Below are 17,400 nucleotides of genomic sequence, written 5' to 3'. Positions count from 1 at the left end.
CGTCACCGCCGGCCCTCGCCGTCGTCGTTCTCGTCGCCCATGTCGGCCGGCCGGTCGAGCGACTCGTAGAGCCCGCCGGAGGCGATCGTCGTCGAGCCACCGGTCGTCAGGTGGTCCGGCGCCTTGCTGCCGCGGTACAGGTCCGGACGATCGCGCGTCTCCTTGACCCTGCGCAGCGCGAACTTCTTCTGGCGCGGGTCGAACGCGTCGCGCAGACCGTCACCGATGAAGTTGATCGTCAGGCAGATCACGACGATGAAGATGCCGGGCCACCAGAACAGCCACGGGCGCGTCGCGAAGGCCGCCTGGTTGGCGCTGATGAGAGAGCCCAGCGAGACGTCCGGGGACTTCACACCGAGTCCGACGTAGCTCAGCGCAGTCTCCGTGAGGATGGCCGCGGACATCAGCAGCGTGGTGTTCACCGTGATGACGCCGACCGCGTTCGGCAGGATGTGCTTGAAGATGATCCGGCTGTTCGACGCGCCGGCCAGGCGGGCGGCGTCCACGAACTCGCGCTCGCGCAGCGTGAGGAAGTCACCGCGCACCAGGCGAGCCATGCCGGTCCACGACACGAGGCCGAGGAACAGCGCGAGGGCGATGACGCTCTTGGCCGAGTTGGCCACGACCGCCGCCGCGATGAGCGCCGGGATGATGATGATCATGTCGGTGAACCGCATGAGCACGGCCTCGGTCTTGCCGCGGAAGAAGCCCGCGCTCGACCCGATGAGGACCCCGACGAGCGCAGCGATCGCGCCGACGAGCACCATGATGAACATCGAGATCTGGGTCCCGCGCATGGTCATCGCGAACAGGTCGCGACCGACGCGGTCCTGTCCGAACGGGTGGTCACCCAACGAGAACGGGAAGACCTGCAGAGTGGGCCGACCACCGTCCACCAAGGGCGGCGTCTGCAGGTAGCTGTACTTCCACCATCCGGGGATCGGGCCCAGCCCGATCGCGGAGACGGCCAGGATCAGCACCCCGAGCAGCACGATGATGCTGACGACGGCTCCGGTGTGGCCGAAGAACCGCTTCAGGACGATGCGTCCCTGGCTGAGGCCCTTGACGTCCTCGCCGCTCTCCGGGGCTGTCGGGTTCGGCGGGACGTCCGCCGTGTTCTCCAGGATGGCGGTCATGCCTTCACCCTCACTCGCGGGTCGAGGGCCGAGTACGTGAGATCGGCCAGCAGGTTGAACGTCACCGCGGTGATGCCTGTCACCAGGAACACACCCATGACCGGGTTGGGATCGATGTTGTGCAGTCCGGTGAGGAACAGCTGTCCCATGCCCTTGAACGAGAAGACGTTCTCGGTGATCACCGCACCGCCGATCAGGCCGCCGATGTCGATGGCGACGATCGTCGCGAGCGGGATCATCGCGTTGCGGAACGCGTGGCGCGTGACCACGACGCGCTCGGAGAGGCCCTTGGCGCGCGCCGTGCGGACGTAGTCCTGACCCATCACCTCGAGCATCGACGCGCGGGAGTAGCGCGTGTACGAGGCGAGCGAGATCAGGATCAGCGCGATCGTCGGCAGGATCAGGTGCGTGTACTTGTCGAGGCCGGTGATCCAGAAGTCACCGTTGAGGTTGGGCGTCTCGGCACCGATGGTCGCGATCGGGCGGTTCCGGATGCGCGGGTTCGCCATGTACGCCGGCCACGACTGCATGTAGCGGTCGAGCAGGATGAGGAACGCGACCGTGAAGCTGGTGAGCGCGGCCGCCTTCATCGACTGGCCTCGGTCGTAGCCGCCCATCAGGTAGCCGACGAGGATGCCGACGCCGATGGCGAGGATCCCGAGGCCGATGATCATCCACAGGTTGGCGTTGTCCAGCAGCGGCTGGATCGCGAAGTACATGACGAGCCCGATGCCCACCGTGATGAGGGCCGAGTAGAGCGCCCTGCGGTTCTGCAGGCCGGCGAACAGCACCGTGAAGCCGTACGCGGCCGCGATCCCGGTGACCGCGACGATCACGACGCCCAGCTGCGGGGTCGTGAACCAGCGCGTCACCGACAGGTAGTAGAGGACCAGCACGGTGACCAGGAAGGCGACGCCGAAGGTCAGCAGCCGACGCTTGAAGGTGCCCGCGATGATCACGGTCCACACCGCACCGACGATCAACGAGATCACGAGGATCGTGCCGTTCGCGATGAACGGGTCTCTCAGGAAGTCGTTGAAGCCGATGGCCCCGAACTCCTTGAGCAGCACCGCGACCCAGAACACGGGGAGCGAGAAGAAGAGGAACGTGATGAAGGTGACCGAGTAGTCCAGCGTGCTGTACTGCCGCAGCGCGGTGATGACACCGATCGTCACGCCGAGCAGGATCGCCAGGAGCGCCGCGGTCGTCACCAGCTGGAGCGTCGTCGGGATGGCGCTCGACAGGGCTGCGGTGACCGGCTGGTTCTGGAGCGTGACGCCCAGGTCGCACTGGCCGGCGAAGGGTACGACGCACTTCACGGCGCCGCTGAGCCAGATGAAGTAGCGCAGCGCGGGCGGCACGTCGAGGTGCAGCAGCTCCGTGCGTCGGGCCATCTGGTCGGCCTTGCTCGGCGAGTTGCTCGACCGGATCTCGGCCAGCGGGTCGCCCGAGTAGGCGATGAGCATGTAGACGATGAACGACGCGCCCAGCAGGATCAGCAGGGACGCGAGCAACCGTCGAAGGATGTAGGTGGTCATCGTTTCTCAGGTGTCGGTGTCGGGGGCGGCACGTCGATGGGCGTGCCGGGAGTAGTCAAGCGTAATTCAGTCGCCACCCGTGCACCGCCACGAACCCCGTCGTCCCTGGCCAGCGTGCTGTGGGCGGACCCGAAGGTGCCGGGCCCCCCGCGCGAGGCGGGCGACCCGGCACCTTCGGTCGTTCAGGCGACTGTCACACAGTCGTCCGGTGAGGCGCTACTGCGGCCAGGATCAGCCGTCGTTGACGCTCCAGTTCCAGACGTTCCACCAGACACCGTTCTGGTTGGGGTTGTACGCGTCGATGCCCTCGACGCGCTCGGCGACGGCGTCGACACCCACGCTCTGGAAGAACGGCAGGCCGTAGTCGGCGGCGAAGATCTTCGCGTCGATCTCCTGCTGCAGGCTGGTCTGCTCGTCGACGTCCGTGGTGGTGATGAGCTGGCCCATGAGCTCGTCCGCGGACGGGTCCGTGAAGCCGTTGAAGTTGGACGCAGCGCCGGTGCCGAAGATCTGCGGCACGCCGCTGACGCCGACACCCGAGTTGATCCAGCCGAAGATCGACGCGTCGTACGAGCCGTCGCCGAGGCGCGAGCCCCACTTGGCGTCGCCCTGGTCGTCGATGATGAAGCCGGCCTCGGAGGCGGACTGCTGGATCAGCGTGAACGCGTCAACGCGGTTCGGGTTGTTGACGTTGTAGAGGATGCGCACCGTCGGCGTGGCGCCGGCGAGGAGCTCCTTGGCACCCGCGATGTCGGGCTCGGCGAAGTCGGCCGAGCCGTTGTTCGCGACCGCGTCGGCGTAGCCGTCCTGGGCCGGCACGAACAGCTGCGAGTCGAGGACCTTGGCCTCGGGGTCCAGCGGCGTGATGATCGCGTCGAGGATCGCCTGGCGGGGGATCGTCTTGAGGAACGCCTTGCGGACGTTCTGGTCGGCGAAGACACCCGAGAAGTTCAGGTCGATGTGGTCGTACGCGAGCTGGTTGCCCTTGTGGACCTCGACACCGTCGAGACCCTCGAGCGCGGCGAGCGTGTCGGCGTTGGCCTGCGGCGAGATGACGTCGACCTCACCGTTCTGCAGGGCCTGGACCATGGCGGACGGGTCCGCGATGGTGCGGACGGTGATCTCGTCCAGCTTCGGACCGAAGTCACCCTCGTACTTGTCGTTGGCGACCATCGTGACCGACTGGCCCTCGACGACGTCCGAGACGATGTACGGGCCGCTCGACAGGTACAGCGACGGGTCGCTGGGCAGCGTGCGGGAGTCGAAGCCGGTGTTGTAGAAGTCGGCGACGGCCTTGAGGGCCGTGTCCGTCGCGACCGGCGCCGCCGCGTCGCCGCGGGGCTTGTCCTTCAGGAGGTCGATGAGCGCCTGGCCGTCGGCGAGGCCGCCGCCCTTGGCGACGACGTGGGCCGGGCGGTCGAGACCGAACGACACCTCCCAGTCGGAGAACGGCTTGGAGTACGTCAGCGTGATGCTGCGGCCGTCGTCGCCGATCTCGGGGAACTCGGTGAGGCTCAGGCCCTCCGTGGAGCCGGCGTAGCTGAAGTAGCTGGTGCCGGTCGTGGGGTTGCCCTCCTCGTCCGGGTTGCCACCGTCGTCGTAGAAGCCGGAGTACACGGCCCACGCGAGGATGAGGTCGTCAGCGTCGATCGGCTCACCGTCGGACCAGGTCTCGCCCTCGTTGACGGTGTACTTGACCGTCAGCGGGTCGTCGCTCGTCTTCTCGATGGTGCCGAACGACTCGTCGCGCTGAACCTTGAGCTCACCGTCGATGTAGTAGAAGTTCGAGTTCGTCGCGAGCGAGATCTTCGAGTTGATGTCCGTGTTGCCGTTGGCCGTCGAGGAGTTGAACGAGAAGAACTCGTTCGTCTCGGCGACGACGATGTTGCCGCCCGTCGTCGCGGCGGCCGACTCCGACGGAGACGCGGTGTCCGTCGGGGTGTTGGAGCACGCGGTGAGCACCAGGGCGCCGGCTGCGAGGACCGCAGCCGCGGCGCTGATTCGCCTGATCTTCAATGTTCCTCCTGGGAAGGGGTGGACGCTGACCTGCGCGCCTCAACCGTGCGATGTCGCTGCGGGCTGAGGCGGTCCGGCGTGAAGCGCGTCCGCCGTGAGTTGAGAGACAAGGTAAGTCACGGTGGCTCGGACATATCGGCCTGGTGTAAGCCTGACGCCGGATCGTTACCTGATTGATACTGGCCAGTACCGTCCAGGATGCGAGATGGCGACCCGCGGAAACATCACCGTAACGTGTCCGATCCTGGGGCCGGAGGGGTGGTGTGACTCCTGCGGCGGCGCGAGCGACGCGCTGGTCTGCTATAGGGGTTCATCACGCGCGGCAGGGGTCCTCACCTGCTGAGACGTGGGTCACAGACGGTACCCGTCGGTCACACTCGTCCGATGGATCTCACCTCGGCCGTCCGCCGGCTCGGCCGCACCCGGTGGTTCGCCCGCGCGGGACGCGCGACGTCCGGCCTCGACCGGCGGTTGCAGAAGGCGTCGCGCGGGCGGTGGAGCATCCTCGGCAGGCCGAACCTCCCGCAGCTGATCCTCACGACCACCGGCCGCCGGTCCGGGGAGCCCCGGGAGGCCGTCCTGCTGTACGCCGTTGACGGCGACGGCTGGGCGCTCATCGGCTCCAACTGGGGTCAGGAGCACCACCCCGCGTGGTCGGGGAACCTCCTGGCGGACCCGCGGGCCACCGTCACGATCGCCGGGGTGACGACGCCGGTCGTCGCAACCCTGGCGGACGACGCCGAACGCACCCGCCTGCAGCCGGCCCTGCTCGCGGTCTGGCCCGGGTACGCGGACTACGCCGCACGCGCCGGCCGGGAGCTCAGGGTGTTCCGCCTGGCACCGGCATGAGCCCCTACTGGCGCGAGCGCCGGCGGTAGGCGCGGGCCTTCATCACGTCGCCGCACTCGGTCATCGAGCACCAGCGGCCCGAGCGGTTGCGTGAGCCGTCGTAGTAGACCCACTGGCAGTCGGGGTTCGCGCACGCCTTGAGCCGGGCCCACTCCCCCGCCGCGTGCGCCCGGTGCACCTCCGCGAGCAGTCCGGCCACGACGGCGTCGTGACCCGCGGGCGCGAGGGCTTCCCCACCGCCGAAGCTGACGACGAGCGGGTGCTCGGCCGCGAGCACGTCCAGCTCGGTCGCGTCACCGGAGGACAGGTAGCGGCGCAGGGTGTCGCGGAACGCCACGAGGCCCGCGGGTGCGCCGACCAGGTGGTCGACGCCGTGGAACCGGTCGTCGGTGTTCAGCAGCGCGCGGACGCGCTCGACCGAGCCGGGGGCCACGCCGGGCTCGCTGTCCAGCTCGACCCATCGCAGCAGCTGGTCGGGCACGGGAACCTCCTTGACGTCGTCGACGGCTCGCCACCATAGTCATCACCAGCGTACTGGTTTTACTGGTGACGCACGCACGACCCGACGAGCCGACGCACGAGAGCGAGACGCACGATGACCACCGTCACCAGCACCGAGAAGCTCGGCTGCGACACCTCCGACATGCTCACCATCCACGCGCTGTTCCGGCGCGCGTTCACCGACGTCCCCGGTCTGGTGCGCGGCGTGGCCGACCGCGACACCGACCGGATGCTCCCGGTGGCCGACCACGTGCGTGAGCTCGCCGGCGCTCTGCGCCACCACCACGAGGGCGAGGACCTGCTGCTCTGGGACACCCTCGAGCAGCGAGCGCCGTCCTGCGCCCTGCACGTCGGCCTCATGCGCGCCCAGCACGCAGCCACCGCCGCCCAGCTGGATCGGCTCGACGACCTCATGGACGCCTGGGAGGCCGCCGCGGGTGCCGCCGAGCGCGAGGCGGTCGCGGAGCTGCTGGACGAGGTCCGCGACACGCTCCTGCAGCACCTCGGCCAGGAGGAGACGCAGATCCTGCCGACCGCCGCGACGGTGATGTCGCAGCGTGAGTGGGGCCTGCTGCACGAGCACGGGATGTCCGCGATCCCGAAGGACCGGCTGTTCCTGCAGCTGGGCTGGATCCTCGAGGTCGTCCCTGCCGACGAGCGGGCGGGCTGGCTCCGCACCAACCTCCCGGCGCCCGCGCGCGTGCTCTGGCGCCTGATCGGGAAGCGTCAGTTCGCCGCGCACCGCGCCCGCATCTACGGCTGATCCGTGGCGTCGGTCACGCAGATTTCTCTTGCAGGGCGGATTCATGCGGCGAATGCTCGGGAGGGCGCAGCCTCGCCGTCCGGGTGACGGACAGCGGCGGGGCGACTTGTTACCGACTGGTAACCAGGGGGTGGGCCGCACACGGCCCCGTTCGTCGAACCACCGCAAGGAGATCCATCGTGAAGCGCGCTGCCACGTTCCTCGTCGCCGTCCTGACCGCCACCACCCTCGCCGCCTGCTCCGACAACGGCTCCGACTCGAGCGGGGACGCCACCGCGACCTCCTCCGCCTCGTCGTCGCCCACCGCGAAGAGCAGCGCGGCACCCGCCGAGCCGAACGCGGCCCTCGCCTGCGGTCGCTACTTCAACGGCGGCGAGGGCTCGCTGAACGCGCGCGTGGCCGCGGCCGTCCCCGTCCTCGAGGCTCAGGACGCCGGGACCGCGCTCGACGAGGACCAGACGGAGGAGCTCGCCGCGATCACCTCGGCGCTGGCCGACGCGATCAAGGTGTCCCCTGAGGAGCTGGCCGCCGCCTACACGTCGATCCAGGACCGGGTGCAGGGCGCGCTCGACGCCGCGGAGGCCGGTGGCGCCAACGCCGCGACGCTCGACTACCCGACCGTGTCCGCGACGATCGCCAGCGCGTGCACCGCGGCGGGCTTCCCCGTCAGCTGACGCCCGAGCGGGTCGCGACGAGGGTCGCGACCCGCTCCGCCGTCATCGGCGGGCGACGAAGACCATCTCTCGCCCGGGCCGGTCCGGCGCCTCCCGCACGTCGACCGGCGCGAACCCGGCCGCCGCCAGAGACCGCTCGACGGTCCCGCGGTCCCGGAACCTCAGCGTCGAGTCGGAGGTCAGCACGGCGCCGTCGGACGCGAAGACGTAGGACGCGCGGAAGGTCACCAGGTCGCCGACGACCTCGGTCGCGTCGACCCACGTGTCCACCCGGCCGACCCCGTCGACCTCCGTCGACTCGTACGTCGCGTCGCGGGTCCACTCCCGCCACGCCGCACGCTCGGGGACACGGGTCTCGAACACCAGGTGGCCGCCGTCCGCGAGCGCGGCGCGCACGCCCGCCAGCGTCGACGCCCACTCCTCGTCGGTCACGAAGACCTGAGCGACGTTGCCGGTCATCGTCGCGAGATCGACCTGCAGCGGTGGCAACGTCGTCGCGTCGCCCTCCAGCCACCGGACGCTCTCCGCTCCGGCCTTCCGGCGCGCCACGTCCAGCGACGCCCGCGCCGGGTCGAGCCCGACGACGTCGAGCCCGCGCGAGGCGAGCATCAGCGCGAACGTGCCGGTGCCGCAGCCGACATCGAGCACGCTGCGGGCGCCCAGCTCGTCGACGATCGCGGCATACACGTCGAGATCGCCGCGGTCCGGGTCGAGCGGGGCGTACAGCTGCGCGAGGCGGGGCACCTCGAACCCGTCGTCGGCCATGCGCGCGACGCTAGGTGCGACGCGGCCGTCGGTCACGTCGTTTTCAGACCGGGGCCGGCCCTGGCGGGTCGAAGCGGTGCTCGTCGGACCAGGGGCTCAGCAGCCCGATCTGGTGGCCGTCGGGATCCGCGAGGACGGCGTACCGGGATCCGAAGAACGCGTCGAACGGCCGCTGCCGGGACTCGTGTCCGAGGCCGGTCATCCGCGTCCACACGGCGTCGACCTCGTCGCGGCTCGCCAGATGGATCGACAGGACCGTCGCCGCGGCGTCGTCGTCGGGGTTGCCACTGTTCCAGTAGGCCACCGACGACCGCTCGTCCAGCTCGACCTGCAGCCCGTCGAACCTGATCTCGGCGTGCGGGTCGACGGGGTCGCCGACGTCCCAGCCGAGGTCCCGGTAGAACGCTCCGGCCCGAGCCACGTCGGCGACGACGAGGTTGATCTGCGTGGGACCCGGCAGCGAGTGCCGCCTCGGCTCGTCCTGCGGCGTCTGCTGGTGGAGCAGCAGCCGCCACCGTCCGGAGTCGTCACGCGTGTAGGTCGACGAGAGCGTCGCGCGGTACGTCGTGCTCCGCCGCCTGCCGACGAACGGATACACCACCGTCGCGGTCGCCGTCGACTCGACCAGGCGCGGCTCGCCGAGCTCGACCTCGTCCCACCCGGGCGACGCGTCCATCGCGCGCACGCACTCGTCGCGGGTCAGCACCGCGCCGGGCACGACGACCAGCGCGTCCCCATGGAGCGCCCGCTCGTACTCGGCTCCGCGACCCTGTGCGAGGGTGCTCTCGATCGCCATCAGCTCGTCCACCACCGCCATGCGTCCAGGCAACCACCGTGGCCGCCTCCAGGTCGAGAGGGTGGCTCCCGGTGCCAGACTGCTGGGCGTGAGCGACGATGCGATCCCCCGCACACCTCCCTCCGTCGGTCGCGCCGTCCAGTCCCGCATCTACCGCGCCGGGGTGTTCGGCCGACGGCCAGTGGTCCCCGTCGAGCCCGCCGCTCTCGAGTCCGCCGCCCGACGACGGATGAGCGACGTCGCCTGGGCCTACGTCGCCGGGAGCGCCGGTCGCCAGCGCACCGCGCAGGCGAACCTCGACGCGTTCGACCGGCACCGGATCGTGCCCCGCATGCTCGTCGACGTCGAGCACCGGGACACGTCGACCGAGCTGTTCGGCCGCCGGCTGCCCGCACCGCTGCTCTTCGCGCCGATCGGGGTCCTCGAGCTGGTTCACCCCGACGCCGACCAGGCGGTCGCGCGAGCGGCACGCGCGCTGGGCCTGCCGATGGTGATCTCGTCGCAGGCCTCGGTCCCCATGGAGGACGTCGCGCGGACGCTCGGCGACGCCCCGCGCTGGTTCCAGCTCTACTGGAGCAAGGACGACGGCGTCGTCGACTCCTTCGTCGACCGGGCAGAGGCCATCGGGTGCGAGGCGGTCGTCGTCACGCTCGACACGCACGTGCTCGGCTGGCGCACCCGCGACCTCGATCTCGCATACCTGCCGTTCGCGCGCGGCGAGGGCATCGCCCAGTACACGAGCGATCCCGCGTTCCGCCGCCTCGTCGAGGCTCGCGCCGCCGCACCCCGACCGGCCGACGAGCCGTCGCCGCGCCCGACCCCCTCCGCGGTCCGCGCCCTGCACTCGATGGCCAGCCACTACCCCGGCCGCCTGCGCGACAACCTGCGCTCCCCTCTCCCCCGAGCCGCCGTCGAGACGTTCCTCGACGTCTTCTCGCGCTCGTCCCTGACATGGGACGACCTCGGCCGCCTGCGCGAACGCACGTCGCTGCCCCTGGTGCTCAAGGGGATCCAGCACGCGGACGACGCCCGCCTCGCGCTCGACCACGGGGTCGACGGGATCATCGTGTCCAACCACGGCGGGCGTCAGATCGACGGTGCGATCGCCTCGCTCGACGCCCTCCCGGCCGTGGTGGACGCGGTCGACGGCCGCGTCCCCGTGCTCTTCGACAGCGGGATCCGCAGCGGCGCGGACGTCGTGACCGCCCTCGCGCTGGGCGCGCGCGCCGTCCTGGTGGGTCGACCGTGGGTCTACGGGATGGCCCTCGCCGGGGCCGAGGGCGCGCGGGCCGTGATGCAGCACCTGTGGGCCGAGCTCGACCTGACCATGGCGCTGTCGGGGGTGCGGTCGGTCGACGAGATCGGACCGGACCTGCTGGCCCCGGCCGCACCGTGACGAGTCGACCGACGCTGTTCCTGACCGTGGGGCTGCCGGGTACCGGGAAGACGACCGAGGCGCGGCGGATCGAGGCGGAGCGGGGCGCGCTCCGCCTCACGAAGGACGAGTGGATGAAGGCCCTCTACGGGCTCGAGAACCCGTCGGCGGCCTCGGACGTGATCGAGGGCCGGCTCGTCGACATCGCGCTGCGCGGGCTCGAGCTCGGGATCGACGTCGTCGTCGACTTCGGCCTCTGGGGACGGGACGAGCGCTCCGCCCTCCGGCACGCGGCAGCCGCCCGGGGTGCGGGGGTGGAGATGCGCTACTTCGAGCTGGCGCCGGCCGAGCAGAGGCGACGCCTCGACCAGCGGCACGCCGAGGAACCGCACACGACGTGGCACATGTCCGACGAGGAGCTGACGACCTGGGCCGCCGTCATCAGCGTCCCCACGCCGGAGGAGCTCGACGGCAGCGAACCTCTCGATGCCCCGCCAGCCGGGTTCGTGTCCTGGGACGAGTGGCGCACGCACCGGTGGCCTCCGTCGGTCTCGTCACCCTCGGGCCAGGTCAGCGGGTGATGTGGCGCGCCGAGGCGTGGGAGTAGCGTTCGCCTCGCACCGCGACGACGCCGATGTCGAAGATCGGGTGGTGGAGACCGATGGCCAAGACACTGCCTCCCCCGGGACCCCTGCCTGCGGGGGAGCACGCCGGCTGCGACACGTCGGGCATGCTCCTCGTTCACCGGATCTTCCGCTGGCTGTACCGGGAGCTCCCCCAGCTGGTGCGTGAGGTCGAGCCCGGCGACACGGCACGCTCGGCGATCGTCGGCCGCTACGCCCACCTCGACTTCTTCGCCCTGCACATGCACCACGAGACCGAGGACATGGTGCTCTGGGACAGGCTGGAGGCGCGCGAGCCCGCCTGCTCCTTGCACGTCGGTCAGATGCGGGCGCAGCACGCCGAGGTGGCGGTGCGGCTCGCGCGGATCGAGCCGCAGCTGGAGCCCTGGGTGGTCAGCGCCGATCCCCGGCTTCGCGACGCCTTCGCCACCGATATCGAGGGTCTGCGCGACCTGCTGACGGCACATCTCGGGCAGGAGGAGGACGACATCCTCCCGGTCGCGGGCGAGGTGATGTCCCAGCAGGAGTGGGACTTCATGGAGGAGCACACCCGCGCCACCCTCATGGCGCACCGCAAGGAGCTCGGGAAGGACGTCATGTCGCTGCAGGTCGGCCTGCTGATCGCGAGCGTCCCCGAGGCCGAGCGGGAGGACTGGGTCCGCGCCAACGTGCCCGCCCCGATCCGGCTCCTGTACGCCCTCCTCATGAAGCGGAGGTACGACAACGCCATGAGGGAGCTCTACCCGGACCGTCCCGTGCCCTCGATGGTGTGACGACAGATGTGGCGACGCGTGGTCCTCGACGTGCACCTCGATCACCCGCCGTCACGCGTCTACCCGTACTTCGCCGATCCCGGTCTGTGGCCCGAGTTCGCGCCCGCGGTCGACTCCCGCCGTCCGCTGGACAGCGGTCCGCTGCAGGTGGGGAACCGGTGGGCCGGTGTCGACCGCATCGGGCCGTTCCGGATCCATTTCACCGACGTGCTCGAGGTCCTCGAGCCCGAACGGCGGGTCGTCTGGCACTCGACGTCGCCGTGGAACTCCCGCGTCGAGTACGCGCTCACGCCCGACGCCGGGGGCACGCGCATCCACGCCGACTACGGCGGCGACGTCGCCGACTGGCTCCGGCTGGTGGCGCTCCTGCCGACGTTCGTGCTGGCGCGGATCCTGCTGCGCGACTTCACCGGCCTCCGCCGGGTGCTCGAGGCGGAGGACCGGGCTCGCACTCCCCGGGCGTGACGCTCCGGCTCAGAACCTCACGCGGTCGAGATAGTCGAAGCCTTCCTGGGCCGCCTCGAAGGGGTCGAACGTCGGGTCGCCGAACCGCGGGTCGTGCTCGACGACGTAGTACTTCGTGCTGCCGCCGGCCGCGGCGAAGATCGACGGGAAGTCGATGATCCCGTCGCCGACGATCTCGATCCGACCGGGGAACGGGCCGTCCGCCATGTCCTTCACGTGGAACAGCTTGATCCGGTTGCCGTACCGCTCGATCACGGCGAGCGGGTTGTCGACGCCGCCGCCGTTGGTCGCCCAGTAGAGGTCGAGCTGGAACACGACATTCTTCGGGTCCGTGTGGGCCATGAGGATGTCGAACACCGTCCGGCCGCCGAAGACCGTCTCGAACTCGATGTCGTGGTTGTGCACCATCAACCTCTGGCCGTGCCGACGGGCCACGGCGCCGAGCTCGTCGAGGTACTCCGCGTACGCGATCCACTCAGCCTCGGTGGTGTAGACCGGCGGGAAGATCGGGGTGGCTCCGGAGCCGAAGTACGTGATCCCCAGGACCTTGTTCTCCGCCAGGATCTGCCCGATGTCGGCCGGGTTCTGCGGCGTCCCGACGTCGACGTGCCGCGCGGAGGCCTTGAGCCGGTACTTGTCGAGCAGCGCGCGGTACTGCTCTGCGGTCAACCCGCTCAGCGTGAACGGCTCGACGTTCCGGTACCCCATGTCCGCGAGGCGGCCGAACACCTCGTCGGTCCGGGCGATCGTGGCGGCGTCGGTGCCGAAGCCGATGTACTCGGCGAAGGTCCAGAGCTGGACCGAGATCTTGCTCGTCGGCACCCCTCTGCCGTGCCGGTCCGGCGGTGCTGCAGACGCGGTACCGATACCAGCGACGACGAGGCCGAGAACGACCACCGTCGCGACGATCACGCCGCGCACTGTCCGGGTCAAGGATCGATACATGGCTTCCATGGGTGCCTCCCCAGGGCACGACCGAGCCTCGTTGCCCGGTTCGAGTTCGAGCTCTCTGCACGGTAACCCGCGCCGAAGGGGAGAGCATCTGGCGAGGAAGCAGGCGGTCAGGCGTTGAAGCGGACCTCCACCACGTCGCCGACGGCCATCACGTCATCCTTGCCCTCGATGCGGCGATCGTCCCCCCAGCGACCTACGCGCTGAACCACGTCGGCAGGACACCGCGCCGCTCGAGCTCGAAGATCGCGAGCTGCCGGCGCTGGTGCAGGTTGATCGAGTACACGAATGTCCTGTCCAGGGCCTCGGCCTCGAACGCGCGGGCCGACTCGGCTCGGGCCTGGAGCTTGGCCTTGTCGGCGTCCACCTGCGCCTGCATCTCCTGGAAGGCGTCGCTGCCCGGCCACTGGTTCGCGAGGCCCGCGAGACCCGCCGTGACGGACTCGAACAGGGCGGCGTGCTTCTGCGCCTCCGAGGAGGACGTGACGGGCCCGCCGATGCGCTCGATCTCCTGTCGTACCCGCTCCGAGAGCGTGTCGATCAACGGCAGGAGCGCCAGGAGCGCGCTCGTGTCGAGCGTTGCATACAGACGTTCCACATTGGCGAGCTCCTCGGCCTTGTTCATGTCTGCGAGCCTATGGCGCCCACGTCAGGGCGGGCCGGGTCGGCGCGGCGTCCCAGGGATGTCACCCGCCCGAACCGGGGCGCACCGGGACAACCGTCCGAGGTTCACCCGCTCGGCGTGCCCGACGGCGTCACACGTTGAAGCGGAACTCCACCACGTCGCCGTCGGCCATCACGTAGTCCTTGCCCTCGATCCGGGCCTTGCCGGCGGCGCGCGCTGCGGCGACGGACCCGGCGGCGACGAGGTCGTCGAACGAGATGACCTCGGCCTTGATGAAGCCCTTCTGGAAGTCGGTGTGGATCACGCCGGCGGCCTGCGGGGCGGTCCAGCCCTGATGGATCGTCCAGGCGCGGGACTCCTTGGGGCCGGCGGTCAGGTACGACTGCAGGCCGAGCGTGTGGAAGCCGACGCGGGCCAGCTGGTCCAGGCCGGCTTCCTCCTGGCCGTTGTCGGCGAGCATCTCGCGGGCCTCGTCGGGCTCCAGCTCGACCAGCTCGGACTCGAACTTGGCGTCGAGGAAGATGGCGTCGGCGGGGGCGACGAGCGCGCGGAGCTCGTCCTGCATCGCGGTGTCGGCCAGGCCGGCGTCGTCGGTGTTGAAGACGTAGATGAACGGCTTGCTCGTCATGAGCTGGAGCTCGTCGAGGTGCTCGATCTTCTTCCCGCTCTGCGAGAGCGTCTGACCCTTCTCGAGGATCGCGAACGCCTCCTGCGCGGCGGCGAGCAGACCGGCGTCCGCCTTCTTGGCGCGGACGTCCTTCTCGAGGCGCGGGATCGCCTTCTCGAGGGTCTGCAGGTCGGCGAGGATCAGCTCGGTGGCGATGATCTCGATGTCGTCCTTGGGGTTCACGTCACCGGAGACGTGCACGACGTCCGGGTCGGCGAACACGCGCGTGACCTGGCAGATGGCGTCGGCCTCGCGGATGTTGGCGAGGAACTTGTTGCCCAGCCCCTCCCCCTCGCTCGCGCCCTTGACGATGCCCGCGATGTCCACGAACGACACGGTCGCCGGGAGGATCCGCTCGGAGCCGAAGATCTCGGCGAGCGTGGTCAGCCGGGGGTCGGGCAGCGGGACGACACCGACGTTGGGCTCGATCGTCGCGAACGGGTAGTTCGCCGCGAGGACCTGCGCGCGGGTCAGCGCGTTGAAGAGGGTGGACTTGCCGACGTTGGGCAGGCCGACGATGCCGATGGTGAGTGCCACGGGGGGGAAGTCTACGGGGGTGCCGTGGCCGCCCCGGTCAGGCGAACGCCACGATCCGGCGCAGCAGGTCCGGTCCCGTGCGGTCGAGGGTGCGTCCTCCGATGCGCACGCCGAGCGCGAGCAGCACGGACCCGAGCACCAGCCCGACAGCCAGCGTCACCCAGCCGAGTGCCGCGGACCCGCCGCGGACCGCGATCACCCCAAGCACGATCTCCGGCAGGCTCAGCGCCATGACGGCGAGCCAGCCGGCGAACTGGGAGACCACGCTCGCCATGGACGCGCCCTGCCTCGTCTGGAACGGGTTCTCGCCCGGGAGCTGCACCGGGTAGACGACCAGCGCGGACAGCACGCTCGACCCGCCGAGCGCGGTGAGCAGCACGCCGAACGAGAGCCCGAGCAGGGCAGGGATGACCTCCGGCTGCCCGGTCAGCACCGCGGACCCGATCGAGAGCACGACGACCGCCGGCCCCGCGATGGCACCCGCCGCGATGACCCGGCCCAACCGGTCGGCACTGCCGCGCAGGGGTGCGGCCACGTGCGTCCAGAAGGCCGTGCCGTCGTACGCGACGTCGGCCGAGATGCCCCAGCCCATCAGGTATCCCGCGATCGGGCCGATCAGGAGGACCAGGCCGCCGTCCGGGCTGACGACGTAGAACACGATCGCGAGGACCGGGACGATCGCGACGGCGAGGGCGTACCGGGGGTCCCGCGCCCAGTACGTGAGGCAGCGTGCGGTGACGGCACCGAGCGGGGTCGCAGGGAGCCGGTCGAACCATCCGAGGCCGTGACCACGGGTGGAGACCTTCTCGTGGGCGGGGTTCACGAGCGCGTGCGCGAAGGCCCGGTCCCACACGACGACCACCACCAGCAGCGTCACGATCGCGATCGCGAACCGTGCCGCCGCCGTCGCCCACTGACCGTCGGCGACGTCGCCGGGAACCGCCCAGGCGGCACCGAGGGGCGTCCAGGACAGCACCTCCGCGATCTGCTCGACGGTCTGCGCGGTGAACGCCGCGCTGTCGGACAACCGCCCGAGGACCGGTCCGATGACGACGAGCGGGAGCACCACGACGCCGGCCATCACCTCGCGGAACCGCCGGCTCGCCACGAGCGTGGAGGCCGCCGAGGTGGTCGCCCGCGCGCCGATGACGCAGGTGGCCAGCCCGACGACCGAGCAGACGATGCCGACGGCGAGGGCCGCGGGAGTACGCCACCACACGCCCGCCAACGCGAGCGCCGAGCCCGCGCTCACCACACCGGGGATGCCGATCAGTCCGGCCAGCGCCAGCCCGGTCAGCAGGGACCGGCGCGGGATGGCGAACGTGACGAACCGCGCCGGGTCGATGGTCGAGTCCAGCCCGAACGCGAGCAGGGGGACCAGCCACCAGCCGAGCACGAGCACGGACCCGACGAGCACCACCACCAGCCCGCGGATGTCCGGCTCCTGCACGCTCAGCACGGCCATGGACACGACCACGACGGCGAGCGCTCCGAGGCCGTAGAGCGCCGCCACGACGAGGCCGATCACCTGCCACGCGCTGCGCCGCAGGCCGTTGCGCAGCAGGGTCAGCTTCAGGCGGACGAGGTGCGCAACCACGCGAGACCCTCCCCGCTCACCCGGCCGCCGACGAGGTCGACGAAGCGGTCCTCGAGGCTGCTGTCGCCGCGGACCTCGTCGACCGTCCCCGCCGCCAGCACATGACCAGCGGCGATGACCGCGACGTGGTCGCACATCCGCTGCACCAGGTCCATGACGTGCGAGGACACGATGACCGTGCCGCCCGAGCGGACGTACGAGGCGAGGATGTCGCGGATGTTGGCGGCGGACACCGGGTCGACCGCCTCGAACGGCTCGTCGAGCACGAGGAGGCGCGGCGCGTGCACGAGCGCGCAGGCCAGCGCCACCTTCTTGGTCATGCCCGCGGAGTACTCGACGACCAGCTTCTTGGCGTCGGTGGTCAGGTCCAGAGCCGCCAGCAGGTCGGTCGCACGCGCGGCGACGGTCTCCCGGTCCAGGCCCTGCAGCAGACCCGCGTACGTGATCAGCTGCTCGCCGGTGAGCCGGTCGAACAGACGGACGCCGTCGGGGAGCACACCGAGCATGCCCTTGACCTCGACGGGCGACGCCCACAGGTCCTGCCCGTGCACCAGCACCGTGCCGAAGTCGGGCTGAAGGAGGCCGGTGGCCATCGACAGGGTGGTCGTCTTGCCGGCGCCGTTGGGGCCGACGAGCCCGTAGAACGATCCGACCGGGACGACGAGGTCGATCCCGGCGACGGCGATCTTGTCCCCGAACTTGCGCCACAGTCCGCGCAGCTCGAGGGCGGGTGCGTTCGACATCGGACC

General features: G+C 70.4%; 18 protein-coding genes. 7 read left to right on the top strand and 11 right to left on the bottom strand.

From position 1 onward, the window contains the following. Window positions 1-2 precede the first annotated feature (2 nt). From AC1DXT_RS05195 to AC1DXT_RS05185, 3 genes are all read right to left on the bottom strand, one after another. A complete protein-coding gene (locus AC1DXT_RS05195; RefSeq protein ID WP_477060281.1) occupies window positions 3-1,136 on the bottom strand; it encodes an ABC transporter permease in 1,134 nt (377 codons plus the stop codon). Then, window positions 1,133-2,674, bottom strand: a complete 1,542-nt coding sequence (locus tag AC1DXT_RS05190) for an ABC transporter permease (RefSeq protein WP_477060280.1) — start codon at window positions 2,672-2,674, stop codon at window positions 1,133-1,135. Before AC1DXT_RS05190 ends, AC1DXT_RS05195 begins: the two co-directional genes overlap by 4 nt. 231 nt (window positions 2,675-2,905) lie before the next feature. After that, window positions 2,906-4,690, bottom strand: coding sequence for an ABC transporter family substrate-binding protein (locus AC1DXT_RS05185; RefSeq protein WP_477060279.1), 1,785 nt, complete (start codon window positions 4,688-4,690; stop codon window positions 2,906-2,908). Window positions 4,691-5,074: 384 nt separating this feature from the next. Between AC1DXT_RS05185 and AC1DXT_RS05180 the strand changes: the two genes are divergently transcribed. Then, window positions 5,075-5,539 (top strand): nitroreductase family deazaflavin-dependent oxidoreductase, encoded by a 465-nt coding sequence (locus tag AC1DXT_RS05180; protein ID WP_477060278.1) that lies wholly within the window; start codon window positions 5,075-5,077, stop codon window positions 5,537-5,539. A 4-nt stretch (window positions 5,540-5,543) separates the two neighbouring features. On the opposite strand, the gene AC1DXT_RS05175 is transcribed toward AC1DXT_RS05180, so the two are convergent. Beyond that, on the bottom strand, window positions 5,544-6,020 hold the full coding sequence (locus tag AC1DXT_RS05175; protein ID WP_477060277.1) for a CGNR zinc finger domain-containing protein: 477 nt from the start codon (window positions 6,018-6,020) through the stop codon (window positions 5,544-5,546). Between the two features lie 114 nt (window positions 6,021-6,134). On the opposite strand from AC1DXT_RS05175, the gene AC1DXT_RS05170 reads away from it, so the two are divergent. Together AC1DXT_RS05170 and AC1DXT_RS05165 are read left to right on the top strand one after the other, a co-directional pair. Then, window positions 6,135-6,803 carry a hemerythrin domain-containing protein gene (locus AC1DXT_RS05170; protein ID WP_477060276.1) on the top strand — a complete coding sequence of 223 codons (669 nt, stop codon included), beginning with the start codon at window positions 6,135-6,137 and terminating at the stop codon, window positions 6,801-6,803. 179 nt (window positions 6,804-6,982) lie between these two features. After that, window positions 6,983-7,477, top strand: coding sequence for a hypothetical protein (locus tag AC1DXT_RS05165; protein WP_477060275.1), 495 nt, complete (start codon window positions 6,983-6,985; stop codon window positions 7,475-7,477). A gap of 42 nt (window positions 7,478-7,519) precedes the next feature. On the opposite strand, the gene AC1DXT_RS05160 is transcribed toward AC1DXT_RS05165, so the two are convergent. After that, complete coding sequence (locus AC1DXT_RS05160) at window positions 7,520-8,242, bottom strand: class I SAM-dependent methyltransferase (RefSeq protein WP_477060274.1); 723 nt, start codon at window positions 8,240-8,242, stop codon at window positions 7,520-7,522. Window positions 8,243-8,285: 43 nt separating this feature from the next. Further along, entirely contained in the window at window positions 8,286-9,059 is a 774-nt protein-coding gene (locus AC1DXT_RS05155) for a VOC family protein (protein WP_477060273.1), read from the bottom strand. Between the two features lie 67 nt (window positions 9,060-9,126). Here AC1DXT_RS05155 and AC1DXT_RS05150 point away from each other — a divergent pair, with 67 nt between their 5' ends. The 4 genes from AC1DXT_RS05150 to AC1DXT_RS05135 all read left to right on the top strand — a co-directional run bounded on the left by AC1DXT_RS05150 (window position 9,127) and on the right by AC1DXT_RS05135 (window position 12,274). After that, window positions 9,127-10,434: a lactate 2-monooxygenase gene (locus tag AC1DXT_RS05150; protein ID WP_477060272.1), complete on the top strand. Its 1,308-nt coding sequence runs from the start codon at window positions 9,127-9,129 to the stop codon at window positions 10,432-10,434. Further along, on the top strand, window positions 10,431-10,994 hold the full coding sequence (locus tag AC1DXT_RS05145; RefSeq protein ID WP_477060271.1) for a P-loop nucleotide/nucleoside kinase family protein: 564 nt from the start codon (window positions 10,431-10,433) through the stop codon (window positions 10,992-10,994). The genes AC1DXT_RS05150 and AC1DXT_RS05145 overlap by 4 nt, the downstream gene beginning before the upstream one ends. A gap of 149 nt (window positions 10,995-11,143) precedes the next feature. Next, window positions 11,144-11,809 carry a hemerythrin domain-containing protein gene (locus tag AC1DXT_RS05140; protein WP_477060270.1) on the top strand — a complete coding sequence of 222 codons (666 nt, stop codon included), beginning with the start codon at window positions 11,144-11,146 and terminating at the stop codon, window positions 11,807-11,809. An 18-nt stretch (window positions 11,810-11,827) separates the two neighbouring features. Next, complete coding sequence (locus AC1DXT_RS05135; protein ID WP_477060269.1) at window positions 11,828-12,274, top strand: SRPBCC family protein; 447 nt, start codon at window positions 11,828-11,830, stop codon at window positions 12,272-12,274. 9 nt (window positions 12,275-12,283) lie between these two features. Here AC1DXT_RS05135 and AC1DXT_RS05130 read toward each other — a convergent pair whose 3' ends face one another. The 5 genes from AC1DXT_RS05130 to AC1DXT_RS05110 all read right to left on the bottom strand — a co-directional run bounded on the left by AC1DXT_RS05130 (window position 12,284) and on the right by AC1DXT_RS05110 (window position 17,394). After that, window positions 12,284-13,186 (bottom strand): sugar phosphate isomerase/epimerase family protein, encoded by a 903-nt coding sequence (locus AC1DXT_RS05130; protein ID WP_477060268.1) that lies wholly within the window; start codon window positions 13,184-13,186, stop codon window positions 12,284-12,286. A gap of 235 nt (window positions 13,187-13,421) precedes the next feature. Continuing rightward, a complete protein-coding gene (locus AC1DXT_RS05125; protein WP_477060267.1) occupies window positions 13,422-13,850 on the bottom strand; it encodes a hypothetical protein in 429 nt (142 codons plus the stop codon). Window positions 13,851-13,980: 130 nt separating this feature from the next. Continuing rightward, window positions 13,981-15,054, bottom strand: coding sequence for a redox-regulated ATPase YchF (ychF, locus tag AC1DXT_RS05120; protein ID WP_477060266.1), 1,074 nt, complete (start codon window positions 15,052-15,054; stop codon window positions 13,981-13,983). A gap of 37 nt (window positions 15,055-15,091) precedes the next feature. Next, window positions 15,092-16,651, bottom strand: coding sequence for a hypothetical protein (locus AC1DXT_RS05115; protein WP_477060265.1), 1,560 nt, complete (start codon window positions 16,649-16,651; stop codon window positions 15,092-15,094). Then, window positions 16,627-17,394: an ABC transporter ATP-binding protein gene (locus AC1DXT_RS05110; protein ID WP_477060264.1), complete on the bottom strand. Its 768-nt coding sequence runs from the start codon at window positions 17,392-17,394 to the stop codon at window positions 16,627-16,629. The genes AC1DXT_RS05115 and AC1DXT_RS05110 overlap by 25 nt, the downstream gene beginning before the upstream one ends. Window positions 17,395-17,400 lie beyond the last annotated feature (6 nt).

This window comes from Cellulomonas sp. P1_G12_2 (assembly GCF_056405535.1).
Note: the sequence above shows the minus strand (reverse complement) of the source record. Positions and strands in the feature narration are given on the sequence as shown.

Bases quoted from the DNA above. Each gene is read 5' to 3' on its own strand.
- AC1DXT_RS05195 (WP_477060281.1), bottom strand. From the start codon at position 1,136: ATGACCGCCATCCTGGAGAACACGGCGGACGTCCCGCCGAACCCGACA.
- AC1DXT_RS05190 (WP_477060280.1), bottom strand. From the start codon at position 2,674: ATGACCACCTACATCCTTCGACGGTTGCTCGCGTCCCTGCTGATCCTG.
- AC1DXT_RS05180 (WP_477060278.1), top strand. From the start codon at position 5,075: ATGGATCTCACCTCGGCCGTCCGCCGGCTCGGCCGCACCCGGTGGTTC.
- AC1DXT_RS05170 (WP_477060276.1), top strand. From the start codon at position 6,135: ATGACCACCGTCACCAGCACCGAGAAGCTCGGCTGCGACACCTCCGAC.
- AC1DXT_RS05160 (WP_477060274.1), bottom strand. From the start codon at position 8,242: ATGGCCGACGACGGGTTCGAGGTGCCCCGCCTCGCGCAGCTGTACGCC.
- AC1DXT_RS05155 (WP_477060273.1), bottom strand. From the start codon at position 9,059: ATGGCGGTGGTGGACGAGCTGATGGCGATCGAGAGCACCCTCGCACAG.
- AC1DXT_RS05140 (WP_477060270.1), top strand. From the start codon at position 11,144: ATGCTCCTCGTTCACCGGATCTTCCGCTGGCTGTACCGGGAGCTCCCC.
- AC1DXT_RS05125 (WP_477060267.1), bottom strand. From the start codon at position 13,850: ATGAACAAGGCCGAGGAGCTCGCCAATGTGGAACGTCTGTATGCAACG.
- AC1DXT_RS05110 (WP_477060264.1), bottom strand. From the start codon at position 17,394: ATGTCGAACGCACCCGCCCTCGAGCTGCGCGGACTGTGGCGCAAGTTC.